The 15,270-nt window shown below is 65.7% G+C and carries 15 protein-coding genes; 5 read left to right on the forward strand and 10 right to left on the reverse strand.

From position 1 onward, the window contains the following. Nucleotides 1-14: 14 nt before the first annotated feature. The 6 genes from leuE to grpE form a co-directional block, all read right to left on the reverse strand. Nucleotides 15-665, reverse strand: coding sequence for a leucine efflux protein LeuE (gene leuE / locus B7D75_RS24660; RefSeq protein WP_012077492.1), 651 nt, complete (start codon nt 663-665; stop codon nt 15-17). A gap of 11 nt (nt 666-676) precedes the next feature. Further along, entirely contained in the window at nt 677-1,813 is a 1,137-nt protein-coding gene (gene carA, locus B7D75_RS24665) for a glutamine-hydrolyzing carbamoyl-phosphate synthase small subunit (protein WP_033998100.1), read from the reverse strand. Nucleotides 1,814-1,995: 182 nt separating this feature from the next. Further along, entirely contained in the window at nt 1,996-2,802 is an 807-nt protein-coding gene (gene dapB, locus B7D75_RS24670) for a 4-hydroxy-tetrahydrodipicolinate reductase (RefSeq protein ID WP_034082153.1), read from the reverse strand. A 55-nt stretch (nt 2,803-2,857) separates the two neighbouring features. Then, nucleotides 2,858-3,991: a molecular chaperone DnaJ gene (gene dnaJ, locus B7D75_RS24675; protein WP_003148711.1), complete on the reverse strand. Its 1,134-nt coding sequence runs from the start codon at nt 3,989-3,991 to the stop codon at nt 2,858-2,860. A 116-nt stretch (nt 3,992-4,107) separates the two neighbouring features. After that, a complete protein-coding gene (gene dnaK / locus B7D75_RS24680) occupies nt 4,108-6,021 on the reverse strand; it encodes a molecular chaperone DnaK (protein ID WP_012077495.1) in 1,914 nt (637 codons plus the stop codon). 90 nt (nt 6,022-6,111) lie between these two features. Then, entirely contained in the window at nt 6,112-6,681 is a 570-nt protein-coding gene (gene grpE, locus B7D75_RS24685; protein ID WP_012077496.1) for a nucleotide exchange factor GrpE, read from the reverse strand. Nucleotides 6,682-6,852: 171 nt separating this feature from the next. Between grpE and recN the strand changes: the two genes are divergently transcribed. Next, nucleotides 6,853-8,529 carry a DNA repair protein RecN gene (recN, locus tag B7D75_RS24695; RefSeq protein WP_034082149.1) on the forward strand — a complete coding sequence of 559 codons (1,677 nt, stop codon included), beginning with the start codon at nt 6,853-6,855 and terminating at the stop codon, nt 8,527-8,529. Between the two features lie 65 nt (nt 8,530-8,594). On the opposite strand, the gene fur is transcribed toward recN, so the two are convergent. Then, nucleotides 8,595-8,999, reverse strand: a complete 405-nt coding sequence (fur, locus tag B7D75_RS24700; protein WP_003121081.1) for a ferric iron uptake transcriptional regulator — start codon at nt 8,997-8,999, stop codon at nt 8,595-8,597. Nucleotides 9,000-9,096: 97 nt separating this feature from the next. Here fur and B7D75_RS24705 point away from each other — a divergent pair, with 97 nt between their 5' ends. Continuing rightward, nucleotides 9,097-9,627 carry an outer membrane protein assembly factor BamE gene (locus B7D75_RS24705; protein WP_003148707.1) on the forward strand — a complete coding sequence of 177 codons (531 nt, stop codon included), beginning with the start codon at nt 9,097-9,099 and terminating at the stop codon, nt 9,625-9,627. A 66-nt stretch (nt 9,628-9,693) separates the two neighbouring features. On the opposite strand, the gene B7D75_RS24710 is transcribed toward B7D75_RS24705, so the two are convergent. Both B7D75_RS24710 and B7D75_RS24715 read right to left on the reverse strand, forming a co-directional pair. After that, nucleotides 9,694-9,996, reverse strand: coding sequence for an RnfH family protein (locus B7D75_RS24710; RefSeq protein ID WP_003148705.1), 303 nt, complete (start codon nt 9,994-9,996; stop codon nt 9,694-9,696). Then, nucleotides 9,989-10,423 carry a type II toxin-antitoxin system RatA family toxin gene (locus B7D75_RS24715; protein ID WP_003148703.1) on the reverse strand — a complete coding sequence of 145 codons (435 nt, stop codon included), beginning with the start codon at nt 10,421-10,423 and terminating at the stop codon, nt 9,989-9,991. Before B7D75_RS24715 ends, B7D75_RS24710 begins: the two co-directional genes overlap by 8 nt. Nucleotides 10,424-10,697: 274 nt before the next feature. Here B7D75_RS24715 and smpB point away from each other — a divergent pair, with 274 nt between their 5' ends. Further along, on the forward strand, nt 10,698-11,177 hold the full coding sequence (smpB, locus tag B7D75_RS24720) for an SsrA-binding protein SmpB (protein ID WP_003100496.1): 480 nt from the start codon (nt 10,698-10,700) through the stop codon (nt 11,175-11,177). Nucleotides 11,178-11,198: 21 nt separating this feature from the next. On the opposite strand, the gene B7D75_RS24725 is transcribed toward smpB, so the two are convergent. Next, the gene (locus B7D75_RS24725) at nt 11,199-11,972 is read right to left on the reverse strand and encodes an FCD domain-containing protein (RefSeq protein WP_003148698.1); all 774 of its coding nucleotides are present in this window, start codon (nt 11,970-11,972) and stop codon (nt 11,199-11,201) included. A 328-nt stretch (nt 11,973-12,300) separates the two neighbouring features. Here B7D75_RS24725 and B7D75_RS24730 point away from each other — a divergent pair, with 328 nt between their 5' ends. Both B7D75_RS24730 and lldD read left to right on the forward strand, forming a co-directional pair. After that, the gene (locus B7D75_RS24730; RefSeq protein ID WP_058129793.1) at nt 12,301-13,974 is read left to right on the forward strand and encodes a lactate permease LctP family transporter; all 1,674 of its coding nucleotides are present in this window, start codon (nt 12,301-12,303) and stop codon (nt 13,972-13,974) included. 85 nt (nt 13,975-14,059) lie between these two features. Beyond that, entirely contained in the window at nt 14,060-15,205 is a 1,146-nt protein-coding gene (gene lldD, locus B7D75_RS24735; protein WP_107114509.1) for an FMN-dependent L-lactate dehydrogenase LldD, read from the forward strand. The last annotated feature ends 65 nt before the right edge of the window (nt 15,206-15,270 follow it).

A 15,270-nucleotide genomic window follows, 5' to 3' on the forward strand; every position in this document is an offset into this window, starting at 1 on the left:
TCTCGTTGCAATAATCAGGACAGGGTTGCGGTGGCCAGCTTCACACCAAAGCCGACGAACAGGGCGCCGACGCCCGAAGTGGCGCCGGCAGCCAGCCGTTGCCGCCGGCGGAACCAGGCCGCCAGCCGCACACCGGTGAAAATCAGGAAGCTCAGGTAAAGGGCGCTGACCAGTTCCAGGATCACCGCCAGCACCAGGAACGACAGGCCCGGGTAGGCATAGCCGGGATCGACGAACTGGATGAAGAAGGAGATGAAGAACAGGATCGCCTTGGGGTTCGACAGGCTGAGCAGCAGCGCCTTGCGGAACGGCTGGTGGACATCCACCTGTTCCGCCTGCGCCGCCGTCGCCTCGGGGTTGCGCAGCTTGCGCCAGGCGCCCCGCAGCATGCCGACGCCGAGATAGAACAGGTAGGCCGCACCGAGGTACTTCAGGCCGACGAACAGCATCGGCTCGGCCTTCAGCAGGGACGCCACGCCGAGGGCCGACAGCAGCATCAGCAGCGCGTCGCCGAGGAACACTCCGCAGGCGGCCCGGTAACCGGTCGCCACGCCACGCTGGGCCGAGGTCGCGAGGACGAACAACGAGTTCGGTCCGGGCAACAGGATCACGAAAACCACACCCAGCACGTAGGTCCAGAAATCGGTTATCCCCAGGGTCGGCATGGCTCTGCTCCTCAGCGGCGCTCGGCCATCGCCGAGATGAAGCGGTCGAACAACGGGGCGACGTCGTGCGGGCCAGGACTGGCCTCGGGGTGGCCCTGGAAGCTGAAGGCGACCTTGTCGGTGCGCTCGATGCCTTGCAGGGTGCCGTCGAACAGCGACTTGTGGGTGGCGCGCAGGTTGCCCGGCAGGGTCGTCTCGTCGACCGCGAAGCCATGGTTCTGGCTGGTGATCATCACCACGCCGCTGTCCAGGTCCTGCACCGGGTGGTTGGCACCGTGGTGGCCGTGGCCCATCTTCAGGGTCTTGGCGCCGGAAGCCAGGGCCAGCAACTGGTGGCCGAGGCAGATGCCGAACACCGGGATCTCGGTATCGAGGAACTCGCGGATCGCCTGGATCGCGTAGTCGCACGGCTCGGGATCGCCGGGGCCGTTGGAAAGGAAGATGCCGTCTGGGTTCAGCGCCAGCACTTCGCTGGCCGGCGTCTGCGCCGGCACCACGGTCAGGCGGCAGCCGCGCGCCACCAGCATGCGCAGGATGTTCAGCTTGACGCCGTAGTCATAGGCCACCACATGGTACGGCAGCTCTCCGGCCGGGATCTCCGGGTGGCTGTCGTTTTCCAGGTTCCAGACACTGGAGCGCCATTCGTAGCGCTCGGTGGTGCTGACTTCCTTGGCCAGGTCCATGCCCTTCAGGCCGGGGAAGGCGCGAGCCAGTTCCAGCGCGCGCTCCTCGGTAGCGTCGGCACCGGCCAGGATGCAGCCGTTCTGCGAACCCTTCTCGCGGAGGATGCGGGTCAGGCGACGAGTGTCGATGCCGGCGATGGCGACGGTGCCGTTGGCTTTCAGGTAGTCAGGCAGCGACTGCTTGCTGCGCCAGTTGCTGGCGATCAGCGGCAGGTCGCGGATGATCAGGCCGGCGGCCCAGACGCGGTTGGCCTCGGCGTCTTCCGGGGTGGTGCCGGTATTGCCGATGTGCGGGTAGGTCAGGGTGACGATCTGCTGGGCGTAGGAAGGATCGGTGAGGATTTCCTGGTAGCCGGTCATGGCGGTGTTGAACACCACCTCGCCAACGGTCTGGCCGTCGGCACCGATGGCTTCACCGCGAAAAATGCTGCCGTCGGCAAGTGCAAGTATGGCTGGCTTAGTCAAGAAGACCTCCCGTAAATCAAGCCTGACTGGTCGCGCAGGTGTAAAAAAGCGGGATGACACCGTGAAGAGTCATCCCGCTTTTTTTCGATTCATGCTGCGCTGCTTTTAGTGGACACACTAAAGCTGTAGTTTACAGAATCGCGACATTCCGGTCCACCAATAAGACGACGTGCGGCAGTCTCTCAGCGCAGGCCGAGCACGTCCTGCATGTCGTACAGGCCGTTCTCCTTGCCCTCCAGCCACAGCGCCGCGCGTACCGCGCCGCGAGCGAAGGTCATGCGGCTGGAAGCCTTGTGGGTGATCTCCACCCGCTCGCCCTCGGCGGCGAACAGCACGGTGTGGTCACCCACCACGTCACCGGCGCGCACGGTGGCGAAGCCGATGGTTTCCCGCGCGCGCGCGCCGGTCTGCCCCTCGCGACCGTAGACCGCCACTTCCCGCAGGTCGCGGCCGAGCGCCTGGGCCACCACCTCGCCCATGCGCAGCGCGGTGCCGGACGGCGCATCGACCTTGTGTCGGTGGTGGGCTTCGATGATCTCGATGTCCACCTCGTCGCCCAGCACTCGCGCGGCGGTATCCAGCAGCTTCAGGCAAAGATTGACGCCGACGCTGAAGTTGGCGGCGAAGACGATCGGGATGTCCTTCGCCGCCTCGGCCAGCAGCAGCTTCTCGTCGGCACTGAAGCCGGTGGTGCCGATGACCATCGCGCGGCGCGCCTTGCGGCACTGCTCGATGTTCTTCAGGGTCACGGAAGGGTGGGTGAAATCGATGAGGACGTCGAACTCCTCGCAGACCTTGCCCAGGTCACCGGACAGCGGCACGCCGATCCGCCCCAGCCCGGCCAGCTCGCCGGCGTCGGCACCCACCAGGGTGCTGTCCGGACGATCCACCGCCGCCGTCAGCCCGGCGGCACCGCCGGTCTGCTGAACGGCCTCGATCAGGTTCTTGCCCATGCGCCCGGCGGCGCCCACTACGGCTATACGTCGCATAAACCACTCCACGCGGAACCCGGACGCGGCTGTCAGGCCGCGCCCATGGCTTTGTTTATAGGTCGTCGAAGAAACGCTTCATGCCTTCGAACCAGCCACTGGCCTTGGGCGAATGCGAGGTGTCGCTCTGCAACGACTTGCGGAACTCCTCGAGCAGCTCGCGCTGGCGCTTGTCCAGGTTCACCGGGGTTTCCACCACCACCTTGCACATCAGGTCGCCGGCGCCACCGCCGCGCACCGGAGCCACGCCCTTGCCGCGCAGGCGGAACAGCTTGCCGGTCTGGGTGCTTTCCGGGATCTTCAGCTTGACCCGGCCATCCAGGGTCGGCACTTCCAGCTCGCCGCCCAGCGCCGCGTCGGCGAAGCTGATCGGCACCTCGCAGTAGAGGTGCTTGCCGTCGCGCTGGAAGATCGGATGCTCGCGCACATTGACCACCACGTACAGGTCGCCCGCCGGACCACCCATGCTGCCGGCCTCGCCTTCGCCGGTGAGGCGGATGCGGTCGCCGGTGTCGACGCCGGCCGGCACTTTCACCGACAGGGTCTTCTGTTCTTCCACGCGCCCCTGGCCATGGCAGGAGCCACAGGGATCGGAAATCATCTTGCCGGTGCCGTGGCAACGCGGGCAGGTCTGCTGGACCGAGAAGAAGCCCTGCTGCATGCGCACCTGGCCGATACCGCCGCAAGTGGTACAGGTGACCGGTGTGGTGCCGGGCTTGGCGCCGCTGCCGTTGCAGGTCTTGCAACCGACCAGGGTCGGCACGCGGATGGTGACGGTAGTGCCGCGTACCGCCTCTTCCAGGTCGAGGTCCAGGGTGTAGCGCAGGTCCGCGCCGCGCTGCGCGCCACCGCGCGCACCGCCACGACCGCCGCCGCCGCCGAAGAAGTCACTGAACACATCGCCGAAGATGTCGGAGAAGCTCGCCCCGCCGAAGCCGGCGCCGGCGCCGCCGCCCATGTTCGGATCGACGCCGGCATGGCCGTACTGGTCGTAGGCCGCCCGCTTGCTGGCATCCGACAGGACCTCGTAGGCCTCGTTGGCCTCCTTGAACTTGTCCTCGGCTTCCTTGTCGCCAGGATTGCGGTCCGGGTGGTATTTCATCGCCAGGCGGCGGTAGGCCTTCTTCAGGTCCGCCTCGCTGGCGCCGCGCTCAACCCCCAGAACCTCGTAAAAGTCTCGTTTCGCCATAACCTTTCCGTCTCAAATAAGGACCCTCCAGACACGCCAACGCGGGAGCAGGCTCCCGCGTGGCGGATCATGCGTACCGGCCGGGACCGGCACGCGGGGCAGAAGCAAGCCGGGGCTTACTTGTTGTCCTTGACCTCTTCGAACTCGGCGTCCACCACGTCGTCAGCGGATTTCGCCTGCTCGCCCTGGGCAGCGCCTTCGCCCTGCTGGGCCTGCTCGGCGTACATCTTCTGCGCCAGCGGGGCGGAAGCCTGGGACAGGGCGTTCATCTTGGCCTCGATCTCGGCCTTGTCGTCGCCCTTCACCGCCACTTCCAGCTCGCCCAGCGCCTTCTCGATGGTCGCCTTGTCCTCGGCGGTGGCCTTGTCGCCCGCCTCGGTGATCATCTTGCGGGTCGCATGGACCAGCGCGTCGCCCTGGTTGCGCGCGGCCGCCAGTTCCTCGAATTTGCGGTCTTCCTCGGCGTTCGCCTCGGCGTCGCGGACCATCTGCTGGATCTCGTCCTCGGACAGGCCGGAAGACGCCTTGATCACGATCGACTGCTGCTTGCCGGTGGCCTTGTCCTTCGCCGAGACGTGCAGGATGCCGTTGGCATCGATGTCGAAGGTCACTTCGATCTGCGGCACGCCGCGCGGAGCCGGCGGAATGTCGGCCAGGTCGAACTTGCCCAGCGACTTGTTCTGCGCGGCCTGCTTGCGCTCGCCCTGCAGCACGTGGATGGTCACCGCGCCCTGGTTGTCGTCGGCGGTGGAGAACACCTGCGACTTCTTGGTCGGGATGGTGGTGTTCTTCTCGATCAGGCCGGTCATCACCCCGCCCAGGGTCTCGATGCCCAGGGTCAGCGGGGTCACGTCGAGCAGCAGCACGTCCTTCACGTCGCCGGCCAGGACCGCGCCCTGGATGGCGGCACCGACAGCCACGGCTTCGTCCGGGTTGACGTCCTTGCGCGCTTCCTTGCCGAAGAACTCGGCAACGGTCTTCTGCACCAGCGGCATGCGGGTCTGGCCACCGACCAGAATCACTTCATGGATATCGGAAACATCCAGGCCGGCGTCCTTCAGCGCGGTGCGGCACGGCTCGATGGTGCGCTGCACCAGGTCTTCGACCAGGGACTCCAGCTTGGCGCGGGAAACCTTGACGTTCAGGTGCTTCGGACCGCTGGCGTCGGCCGTCACGTACGGCAGGTTGACGTCGGTCTGCTGGGTCGAGGACAGCTCGATCTTGGCTTTCTCGGCGGCTTCCTTCAGGCGCTGCATGGCCAGCGGATCGCCCTTCAGGTTGATGCCGCTTTCCTTCTTGAACTCGTCGACGAGGTAGTCGATCAGGCGGATGTCGAAGTCTTCGCCGCCGAGGAAGGTGTCGCCGTTGGTGGCCAGCACTTCGAACTGGTGCTCGCCGTCGACTTCGGCGATCTCGATCACCGACACGTCGAAGGTACCGCCGCCCAGGTCATAGACGATCACGGTGTGGTCGCCCTTGGCCTTGTCCAGGCCATAGGCCAGCGCCGCGGCGGTCGGCTCGTTGATGATCCGCTTGACGTCCAGACCGGCGATCCGACCGGCGTCCTTGGTGGCCTGGCGCTGGCTGTCGTTGAAGTAGGCCGGAACGGTGATCACCGCTTCGGTGACCGGCTCGCCGAGATAGTCTTCGGCGGTCTTCTTCATTTTTTTCAGCACTTCGGCGGAGATCTGCGGAGGCGCCATCTTCTGGCCCTTCACTTCCACCCAGGCGTCACCGTTGTCGGCCTTGACGATGCTGTACGGCACCATCTGGATGTCTTTCTGCACCACGTTCTCTTCGAAGCGGCGGCCGATCAGGCGCTTCACCGCGTACAGGGTATTCTGCGGGTTGGTGACCGCCTGGCGCTTGGCCGGCTGGCCCACCAGGGTCTCGCCATCGTTGGTGTAGGCGATGATCGAGGGGGTGGTACGCGCGCCCTCGGCGTTCTCGATGACCTTGACGTTACCGTTCTCCAGGATAGCCACGCAGGAGTTGGTGGTACCCAGGTCGATGCCAATGATTTTGCCCATATTCACTCTCCAGAAACTTTGATTCCGTGCGATCCGTCTGCCGGATCTCCCGCTCGGTTGACTACCCAGATGGGGTCAGCGGAGCAAATTTCAAGCCTGTTCGTCGATCGACGGTGGGGTTTCGCTCGGCGCCTTGCTCACCACGACCATCGCCGGGCGCAGCAGGCGACCGCTGATCAGGTAGCCTTTCTGGAACACCTTCAGCACGCTGCCGGGCTCGGCGGTCGCGCTCTCCTCCATCACCATCGCCTGGTGCTGCTCGGGATTGAAGGGCTCGCCCTCGGGGTTGATCGCCTCCACCTGGTAGCGGCGCAGGGTGTCGTCGAACATCTTCAGGGTCAGCTCCATCCCTTCGCGCATCGGCCTGATCGCTTCGTCGTCGGGATTGGACATCTGCAGGCCGCGCTCGAGGGTGTCGACCACCGCCAGCAGGTCGCCGGCGAACTTCTCCAGGGCGAACTTGTGCGCCTTCTCCACGTCCTGCTCGGCGCGGCGGCGCACGTTCTGCAGGTCGGCGACCAGGCGCAGGGACTGGTCCTGGGCCGCGGCCAGTTGCTCTTCCAGTTCCTGCACGCGGGCGGTCAGATCCTTGGCTGCTTCCGGCGCATCGGTCTGCTCGGGGGCTTGCGGGTCCAGGGTCTGCTGCTGTTCGTCAGCCATGCCACTCTCCTTCACAAAATAAGCTGGCAAATACAAGGCGAACGCGTGGGTTCGCTAAACGTTGCCCCCTATATGGGGTCGGGTTCGCCACCTTCAAGGGGGCGAGCGGCAATTGCCAGGCGGAAAAAATACTGTATAAATAACCAGACAAAACCCACGGAGCCGCCCGCCATGCTGGTTCACCTGTCCGTTCACAACTACGCCATCGTCGAGCACCTGGACCTCGAGCTCGCCACCGGCATGACCGTGATCACCGGCGAGACCGGCGCGGGCAAGTCGATCATGCTCGACGCCCTCGGCCTCACCCTCGGCGACCGCGCCGACAGCGGCGCGGTCCGCCCCGGCGCAGACAAGGCCGACATCCTCGCCAGCTTCGACGTCAGCGCCATCGCCGAGGCCCGCGACTGGCTCGCCGAACGCGACCTCGAGCAGGACGGTCCGTGCATCCTGCGCCGGGTGATCACCGCCGAGGGCCGTTCGCGCGCCTACATCAATGGCACGCCCTGCCCGCTCGGCGACCTGAAGAGCCTCGGCGAGCTGCTGATCGATATCCACAGCCAGCATGAGCACCAGTCGCTGCTGAAGAGCGAGACCCACCGCCGCCTGCTCGACGAGTACGCCGGCTGCCAGGAACTCGCCCGCCAGGTGCAACTGGCCGCGCAGCGCTGGAAGCAGACCAGCCAGGAACTCGAGCGCCTGTCGCGCAGCGGCGACGAGCAGCGCGCCCGTCATCAGCTGCTCAGCTACCAGCTGGAAGAACTGGAGAACCTGTCCCTTGGCGAGAACGAACTGGAAAGCCTGGAGCAGGAACAGAAGACCCTGAGCAATGCCGAGAGCCTGCTCGCCGCCTGCCGCCAGGTGGTGGAGATGTGCAGCGAGAGCGACGCCGGCAACGTGCTTTCCGCGCTCAATGCCAGCCTCAACCGCCTTACCTCGTTCAGCAGCCAGCCGGGCGCGCTCGGTGAAGCGGTCAACCTGCTGTCCAGCGCGCAGATCCAGGTCGAGGAGGCGATCGGCGAACTGAACCGCTTCGTCGATCACTTCGACGCCGATCCCAACCGCCAGCAGCAGGTCGAGGAACGCCTCGATGCCATCTATTCACTGGCGCGCAAGCATCGGGTCCAGCCGAGCGAACTGGCCGACCTGCAGCAGCGCCTGTTCGACGAACTGGAGGCGCTGAACGCCGACGACGAGGCAGTCGAGCGACTGGGCGACGAGCTGGCCGCCTACGCCCGCCACTACCAGGAAAAGGCCGATGAGCTGAGCCGCCTGCGCCAGGCCGCGGCCGAGCCACTGGCCGCCTGCGTCGAGCAGGAGATGCAACGCCTGGGCATGCCCGGGGGGCGCTTCGCCATCGTCCTGCGTCCCGCCGACACCCACGAACCGCAGGCCAACGGCCTGGAAAGCGTGGAGTTCCTGGTCAGCGCCAACCCCGGGCAGCCGCTGAAAGGGCTGGCCAAGGTCGCCTCGGGCGGCGAGCTGTCGCGGATCAGCCTGGCGATCCAGGTGATCACCGCGCAGACCTCGCGCATCCCGACCCTGGTCTTCGACGAAGTCGACGTCGGCATCGGCGGCCCCACCGCCGAAGTGGTCGGCCAGTTGCTCCGGCGCCTCGGCGAGCGCGGCCAGGTCCTGACCGTTACCCACCTGCCGCAGGTCGCCGCCCAGGGCCACCAGCACCTGTTCGTGCACAAGGAGCGCGGCAGCAGCGAAACCCGTACAGCCGTGGCCAATCTGAACAAGGCGCAGCGGATCGAGGAGATTGCGCGCATGCTCGGCGGCGTCGACCTGACCAAGGAATCCCTGGCCCACGCGAAGAAGCTGGTAAACCTGGCGGCGCAGAGCTGAGATATCTCCCCGGGCAGAAATGAAAACGGCGACCTTCGGGTCGCCGTTTTCGTATCCGTGCACGCTTACTTTTTCTTGCGTACGTAGAGCACCAGATTGTGATCGACCAGTTCGAAGCCGCGCTCGCGCACGATCTCCTTCTGCCGCTTCTCGATCTCGGCATCCATGAACTCGATCACTTCGCCGGTATCGACGCAGACCATGTGGTCGTGGTGGCCGCTGTCGGCAAGCTCGAACACGGCATGGCCGCCATCAAAGTTGTGACGCACCACCAGGCCGGCGGCCTCGAACTGGGTCAGCACCCGATAGACGGTCGCCAGGCCCACGTCCTCGCCCGCATCCATCAGCGCCTTGTACACGTCTTCGGCGCTCATGTGGCGTTGCTCGGCGGAGTCGAGCATCTGCAGGATCTTGACCCGCGGCAGGGTCACTTTAAGGCCGGCTTTTCGAAGTTCGCTATTTTCAACCATGTCTGCTTTCTCAGCGCGGGATGTTTCGCAGCATCCCGGAATACGGGTATGATCGGGCTTTTATTTGCCCAGCCAAGATAGTGGAAGTCGCTCACCGATGCAAAACGCCAAGCTCATGCTGACCTGTCTCGCTTTCGCGGGGCTTGCCGCACTCGCCGGTTGCTCGTTCCCTGGCGTCTATAAAATCGACATCCAGCAAGGCAACGTCGTAACTCAGGACATGATAGACCAGTTGCGTCCCGGAATGACCCGACGCCAAGTGCGGTTTATCATGGGCAACCCGCTGATCGTCGACACCTTCCACGCCAATCGCTGGGACTATCTCTACAGCATCCAGCCCGGTGGCGGTCGCCGCCAGCAGGAGCGCGTCAGCCTGTTCTTCAACGACGCCGACCAACTGGCCGGCCTGAACGGCGACTTCATGCCCGGCGTCAGTCGCGACGAAGCGATCCTCGGCAAGGAAGGCAGCACCACGGTCACCCAGCCGGCCGACCAGCAGAAGCCGGAAGAACAGAAGGAAGAGCCGCCGAAACCGGGCTCCACGCTGGAACAGCTGCAGCGCGAAGTGGACGAGGCCCAACCGGTCCCGGTTCCCACACCCGAACCGCTGGATCCCAGCCCGCAATAAAGAGCTGGTGGTTCCACGAAAAAGCCCGGCGAACGCCGGGCTTTTTCGTGGGTACGCGAGACGGACTCAGTCGCCGCGCTCGGCCCGGGCCCGCGCGGCGCGCTGCTTGCGGACCTCCTTGGGGTCGGCGATCAACGGCCGGTAGATCTCCACCCGCTCACCGGCCTCCAACGGCCGCTCCTCCGGATTCGCCAGGGCCTTGCCGAAGATACCCAGCGGACAGCGCTGTATGTCCAGTTCCGGAAAAACCTCGGCGATACCAGAGAGCCGCACCGCTTCGCGCGCGCTGGTCCCCGCCGGCACGCTCAGGCGCAGCAGCGCCTGGCGCTCGGGCAGGGCATAGACCACCTCGACGGCGATCTCAGCCATACAGTTGCTTGGCGCGCTGGCAGAAGGCGTCGACCATGGTGTTGGCTGCCTGGGTGAACAGCGGACCGAGGGTCGCCTTGACCAGCGGACCGGCGTAGTCGAAGGTCAGGTCCAGGGTGATCTTGCAGGCCTTCTCGCCCAGCGCCTTGAACTGCCAGACGCCATGCAGTTCGGTGAAGGGACCGTTCTCCAGGTTCATCTCGATGGACACCCCGGGCACCAGCACGTTGCGCGTGGTGAAGCGCTGGCTGAGGCTGCCCTTGGCCACGGTCAGTTCGGCGCGCATCAGGCTTTCGCTCTCCTCCAGCACCTCGCTGGCAGAACACCAGGGCAGAAACTCCGGATAGCGCCTCACGTCGTTCACCAGATCGAACAGCGCGCGGGCGGGATAAGGCAACAGCGCCGAACGCTGGATATGGGTGCTCATAGAACTCTCACTTCTGCTGTCGAGCGGGCGACTCCCCAAGCATAGCCGGCGAGGCGGCGGCAGCCGCTCCGACGGCGCGCTGCGCCCGCCGACCGGGACCAGGGTCCGAGGAAAAGACGTTCCGCGCGGCCTGATGCCACTTGAAGACTTTTCTTACAAAACCTTGGCCAGCGGCCAGGAAAAGAGTGGGCATTGTCCGAAATTCACCTCTATCCCTCAAGCGCGACGCCGCCCCATAGCGGGGAAGCCGGCGACTCCCTATAATGCGCCGCCTATGGCTAAGCAGAAGAAACACCCTTCGGGGACCATCGCGCAGAACAAGAAGGCTCTGCACGACTACTTCATCGAACAACGCTTCGAGGCGGGCGTCGCCCTGGCGGGCTGGGAAGTGAAAAGCCTGCGCGCCGGCAAGGCCCAGCTGGTCGACAGCTACGTGCTGCTCAAGGACGGCGAGGCCTGGCTGCTCGGCAGCCACATCACGCCGCTGACGACCGCCAGCACGCACGTGATCGCCGACCCGGTGCGCACGCGCAAGTTGCTGCTGCACAAGCGCGAACTGGGCAAGCTGTTCGGTGCCGTGCAACAGAAGGGCTACGCCTGCGTCGCCCTGTCGATGTACTGGAAGAAGCACCTGGTCAAGTGCGAGATCGCCCTGGCCAAGGGCAAGAAGGACTTCGACAAGCGCCACACCGAGAAGGAGCGCGACTCCGACCGGGAGATCCAGCGCGCCATGCGCCACGGCAAGGACGACTGACAGCGTCCCTGCCGTGCCCCGCTAGTCTTCCTGCACGCTGCGCCGGCGCTGCGAGCGCTTCATCCTGCGCGCCTCTTCCTGGACCTCCGCCAGGACCTCCTGCACATAGTGGATGTGCTGGTTGGACACTTCCCGGGCCAGCTCCGCCTGACCGCTGATGATCGCGTCGTACAGGCGCTGATGCTGCTCCATCAGCTGCGCGCGGGTTTCCGTGCGCTGCGCGTACATCCCGCCGATATTGGTCACCACGTTGCGCCGCAGCAGGTCGAACAGGCCCTTGATGGTGTGCAGCAGCACTGTGTTGTGGCTGGCCTCGGCGATCGCCAGGTGGAAGCGCGCGTCGGCGGCGCCCTCTTCCGCGCTGACCTGGTCGTTGCGCGCATAGCATTCCTGCAATGCCTCGAAGGCCTCGGTGAGACGCTGGTGATCCAGGGAGGTGGCGCGCAACGCCGCGTAGTAGGCGCAGGATCCCTCCAGGGTGTGGCGGAACTCCAGCAGGTCGCGCTGGGCATCCGGATTGCCCTCCAGCAGGTGCAGCAACGGGTCGCTGAAAGTCGCGCCCAGCGACTCGGTCACATAGTTGCCACCACCCTGGCGGCTGACCAGCAGCCCCTTTGCCACCAGCTTCTGGATCGCCTCGCGCAGCGACGGACGGGAAACCCCGAACTGCTCGGCGAGCACACGCTCGGCCGGCAGCCGCTCGCCGGACTTCAGCGTGCCCTCCAGGATCATCGCCTCGAGCTGCGCCACGATGTCATCCGACAGACGGCGCTGCCTGACCTGACCAAATTCCATATCCCGACACCTTCAACCGAAGCTTTGTCGCAAAGCCTCTGCCATGCGCCCAGCGCGAAAAAGAGAGGAAGCGTACCGAGCCGCATTCCGCACTACAAGCCAGGCGCCAAAGGCCTGGCCTACCACCTCTTAGACAAAAGTCGTAGACGGGCAAATTGACACGCCGAATGCCTGACTTTTAACCTGAGCGCTCGCTTTTGTAAATTGGTCTTACCAATTAAGCGAACTTCGCCAGATTCGACTGCCCAGCGCCCTTGCACACACAGGTCTCGGCGCCCGTCCGATCTGGTCACAGGCAAACCCAACAACAATTAGGGAGCCAACCCCCATGCAAGCCTGGCAGCAACTCTATACCCCCCTGGGCAGTCTCGGCCTGTCGGCCGCCGCCGCCGTCATCCCGATCGTGTTCTTCTTCCTCGCCCTTGCGGTGTTCCGCCTGAAAGGCCACATCGCCGGCAGTGTCACCCTGGCCCTGGCCATCGCGGTGGCCATCTTCGCCTTCCGCATGCCCGCCGACATGGCCTTCGCCGCCGCCGGCTACGGCTTCCTCTACGGCCTCTGGCCGATCGCCTGGATCATCGTCGCCGCGGTGTTCCTCTACAAGCTGACGGTGAAGAGCGGCCAGTTCGAGGTGATCCGCAGCTCGGTGCTGTCGATCACCGGCGACCAGCGCCTGCAGGTGCTGCTGATCGGCTTCTCCTTCGGCGCCTTCCTCGAGGGCGCCGCCGGATTCGGCGCGCCGGTGGCGATCACCGCCGCCCTGCTCGTCGGCCTCGGCTTCAATCCGCTGTACGCCGCCGGCCTCTGCCTGATCGCCAATACCGCGCCGGTGGCCTTCGGCGCACTGGGCATCCCGATCATCGTCGCCGGCCAGGTGACCGGTATCGACGCCTTCAAGATCGGCGCCATGACCGGCCGCCAGCTGCCCTTCCTGTCGATCCTGGTGCCGTTCTGGCTGGTGTTCATGATGGACGGCTGGCGCGGCATCCGCGAAACCTGGCCGGCGGCGATCGTCGCCGGCGGCAGTTTCGCCATCACCCAGTACCTGACCTCGAACTTCATCGGCCCGGAACTGCCGGATATCACCTCGGCGCTGGTCAGCCTGGTTTCCCTGACCCTGTTCCTCAAGGTCTGGCAACCGCAGGGCGCAGCCGCGGTGGAGGCCGGCAACGGCGGCGCGGCGCTGGCCGGCGGCGGGCAGCGCGGCGTGGAACCATCCCCTTACAGCTTCGGCGAGATCCTCAAGGCCTGGTCGCCCTTCCTGGTGCTCACCGTGCTGGTGACCATCTGGACGCTGAAGCCGTTCAAGGCGATGTTCGCCCCCGGCGGCGATCTCTACTGGCTGGTATTCAACTTCGCCATCCCGCATCTCGACCAACTGGTGCTCAAGGGCGCACCGATCGCCACCAGCACCGCGCCTATCGCCGCGGTGTTCAAGTTCGACCCGATCTCCGCCACCGGCACCGCGATCTTCCTCTCCGCGGTGGTCTCGATGTTCATCCTGCGCATCGCTCCGAAAATTGGTATTACCACTTTCAAGGAAGTGCTGATAGAACTGAAGTGGCCGATCCTGTCCATCGGCATGGTCCTGGCCTTCGCCTTCGTCACCAACTACTCGGGCATGTCCACCACCCTGGCCCTGGTCCTGGCCGGCACCGGCGCGGCCTTCCCGTTCTTCTCGCCGTTCCTCGGCTGGCTGGGGGTGTTCCTGACCGGTTCGGATACCTCGTCCAACGCCCTGTTCAGCTCGCTGCAATCGACCACCGCGCACCAGATCGGGGTCAGCGACACCCTGCTGGTGGCGGCCAACACCAGCGGCGGCGTGACCGGCAAGATGATTTCCCCGCAATCCATCGCCGTGGCCTGCGCCGCGACCGGAATGGTCGGCAAGGAATCCGACCTGTTCCGCTTCACCCTGAAGCACAGCCTGATCTTCGCCGCGCTGGTCGGCCTGATCACCCTGGCCCAGGCTTACGTCTTTACCGGCATGCTGGTGCACTGACTCGCGCCGACGGGGCCGCGCCGGCCGGCGCGCCCCGCTCCGCGACGAGCCAGGCCCGCAGCCACCACCCATCGGTACGAAAAACATGATCATTTCCGCCTCTACCGACTACCGCGCCGCCGCCCAACGCAAGCTGCCGCCGTTCCTCTTCCACTACATCGACGGCGGCGCCTACGCCGAATACACCCTGCGGCGCAATGTCGAGGACCTGTCGGCCATCGCCCTGCGCCAGCGGGTCTTGAAGAACATGTCCGAGCTGAGCCTGGAGACCCGCCTGTTCGACGAGACCCTGGCGATGCCGGTGGCGCTCGCCCCGGTCGGCCTCACCGGCATGTACGCCCGCCGCGGCGAGGTCCAGGCGGCGCGCGCGGCAGCGGCGAAGGGCGTGCCCTTCACCCTGTCGACGGTGTCGGTCTGCCCGATCGAGGAAGTCGCCCCGGCCATCGACCGGCCGATGTGGTTCCAGCTCTACGTGCTCAAGGACCGCGGCTTCATGCGCAACGCCCTGGAGCGGGCCAAGGCCGCCGGCGTCACCACCCTGGTGTTCACCGTCGACATGCCGGTCCCCGGCGCCCGCTACCGCGACGCCCATTCGGGCATGAGCGGCCCCTACGCCGCTCCGCGCCGCATCCTCCAGGCCATGACCCACCCCGCCTGGGCCTGGGATGTCGGCCTGCTGGGCAAGCCCCACGACCTCGGCAACATCTCCACCTACCGCGGCAACCCGACCGGCCTGGAGGATTACATCGGCTGGCTGGGCGCCAACTTCGACCCGTCGATTTCCTGGAAAGACCTGGAGTGGATCCGTGAACTCTGGAACGGGCCGATGGTGATCAAGGGCATCCTCGATCCCGAGGACGCGAAGGACGCGGTGAAGTTCGGCGCCGACGGCATCGTCGTCTCCAACCACGGTGGCCGCCAGCTCGACGGCGTGCTCTCCAGCGCCCGCGCGCTGCCGGCGATCGCCGACGCGGTGAAGGGCGAGCTGGCGATCCTTGCCGACTCCGGCATCCGCACCGGTCTCGACGTGGTGCGGATGATCGCCCTCGGCGCCGACAGCGTGCTGCTCGGCCGCGCCTTCGTCTATGCCCTGGCCGCCGCCGGCGAGGCCGGGGTGCGCAACCTGCTCGAGCTGATCGAAAAGGAAATGCGCGTGGCCATGGTCCTCACCGGGGCCAAGTCGATCGGCGAGATCAGCGCCGACTCTCTGGTCCGCGAACTGGGCGCCTGAGACGCCCGTCAGAAAAAAGCCTGAAAGCGCCCGGGGCGTGACCGTCGCCCCAGGGCCGAGGAAAG

The sequence above is a fragment of the Pseudomonas paraeruginosa genome, assembly GCF_003025345.2.
Classification (GTDB): domain Bacteria; phylum Pseudomonadota; class Gammaproteobacteria; order Pseudomonadales; family Pseudomonadaceae; genus Pseudomonas; species Pseudomonas paraeruginosa.

Excerpts from the sequence above, each read along its gene's own strand:
- B7D75_RS24725 (WP_003148698.1), bottom strand. The coding sequence starts at position 11,972 with ATGGAATTTGGTCAGGTCAGGCAGCGCCGTCTGTCGGATGACATCGTG.
- recN (WP_034082149.1), top strand. The coding sequence starts at position 6,853 with ATGCTGGTTCACCTGTCCGTTCACAACTACGCCATCGTCGAGCACCTG.
- smpB (WP_003100496.1), top strand. The coding sequence starts at position 10,698 with ATGGCTAAGCAGAAGAAACACCCTTCGGGGACCATCGCGCAGAACAAG.
- lldD (WP_107114509.1), top strand. The coding sequence starts at position 14,060 with ATGATCATTTCCGCCTCTACCGACTACCGCGCCGCCGCCCAACGCAAG.
- B7D75_RS24710 (WP_003148705.1), bottom strand. The coding sequence starts at position 9,996 with ATGGCTGAGATCGCCGTCGAGGTGGTCTATGCCCTGCCCGAGCGCCAG.
- leuE (WP_012077492.1), bottom strand. The coding sequence starts at position 665 with ATGCCGACCCTGGGGATAACCGATTTCTGGACCTACGTGCTGGGTGTG.
- dapB (WP_034082153.1), bottom strand. The coding sequence starts at position 2,802 with ATGCGACGTATAGCCGTAGTGGGCGCCGCCGGGCGCATGGGCAAGAAC.
- dnaJ (WP_003148711.1), bottom strand. The coding sequence starts at position 3,991 with ATGGCGAAACGAGACTTTTACGAGGTTCTGGGGGTTGAGCGCGGCGCC.
- fur (WP_003121081.1), bottom strand. The coding sequence starts at position 8,999 with ATGGTTGAAAATAGCGAACTTCGAAAAGCCGGCCTTAAAGTGACCCTG.
- B7D75_RS24730 (WP_058129793.1), top strand. The coding sequence starts at position 12,301 with ATGCAAGCCTGGCAGCAACTCTATACCCCCCTGGGCAGTCTCGGCCTG.
- dnaK (WP_012077495.1), bottom strand. The coding sequence starts at position 6,021 with ATGGGCAAAATCATTGGCATCGACCTGGGTACCACCAACTCCTGCGTG.
- B7D75_RS24705 (WP_003148707.1), top strand. The coding sequence starts at position 9,097 with ATGCAAAACGCCAAGCTCATGCTGACCTGTCTCGCTTTCGCGGGGCTT.
- grpE (WP_012077496.1), bottom strand. The coding sequence starts at position 6,681 with ATGGCTGACGAACAGCAGCAGACCCTGGACCCGCAAGCCCCCGAGCAG.
- B7D75_RS24715 (WP_003148703.1), bottom strand. The coding sequence starts at position 10,423 with ATGAGCACCCATATCCAGCGTTCGGCGCTGTTGCCTTATCCCGCCCGC.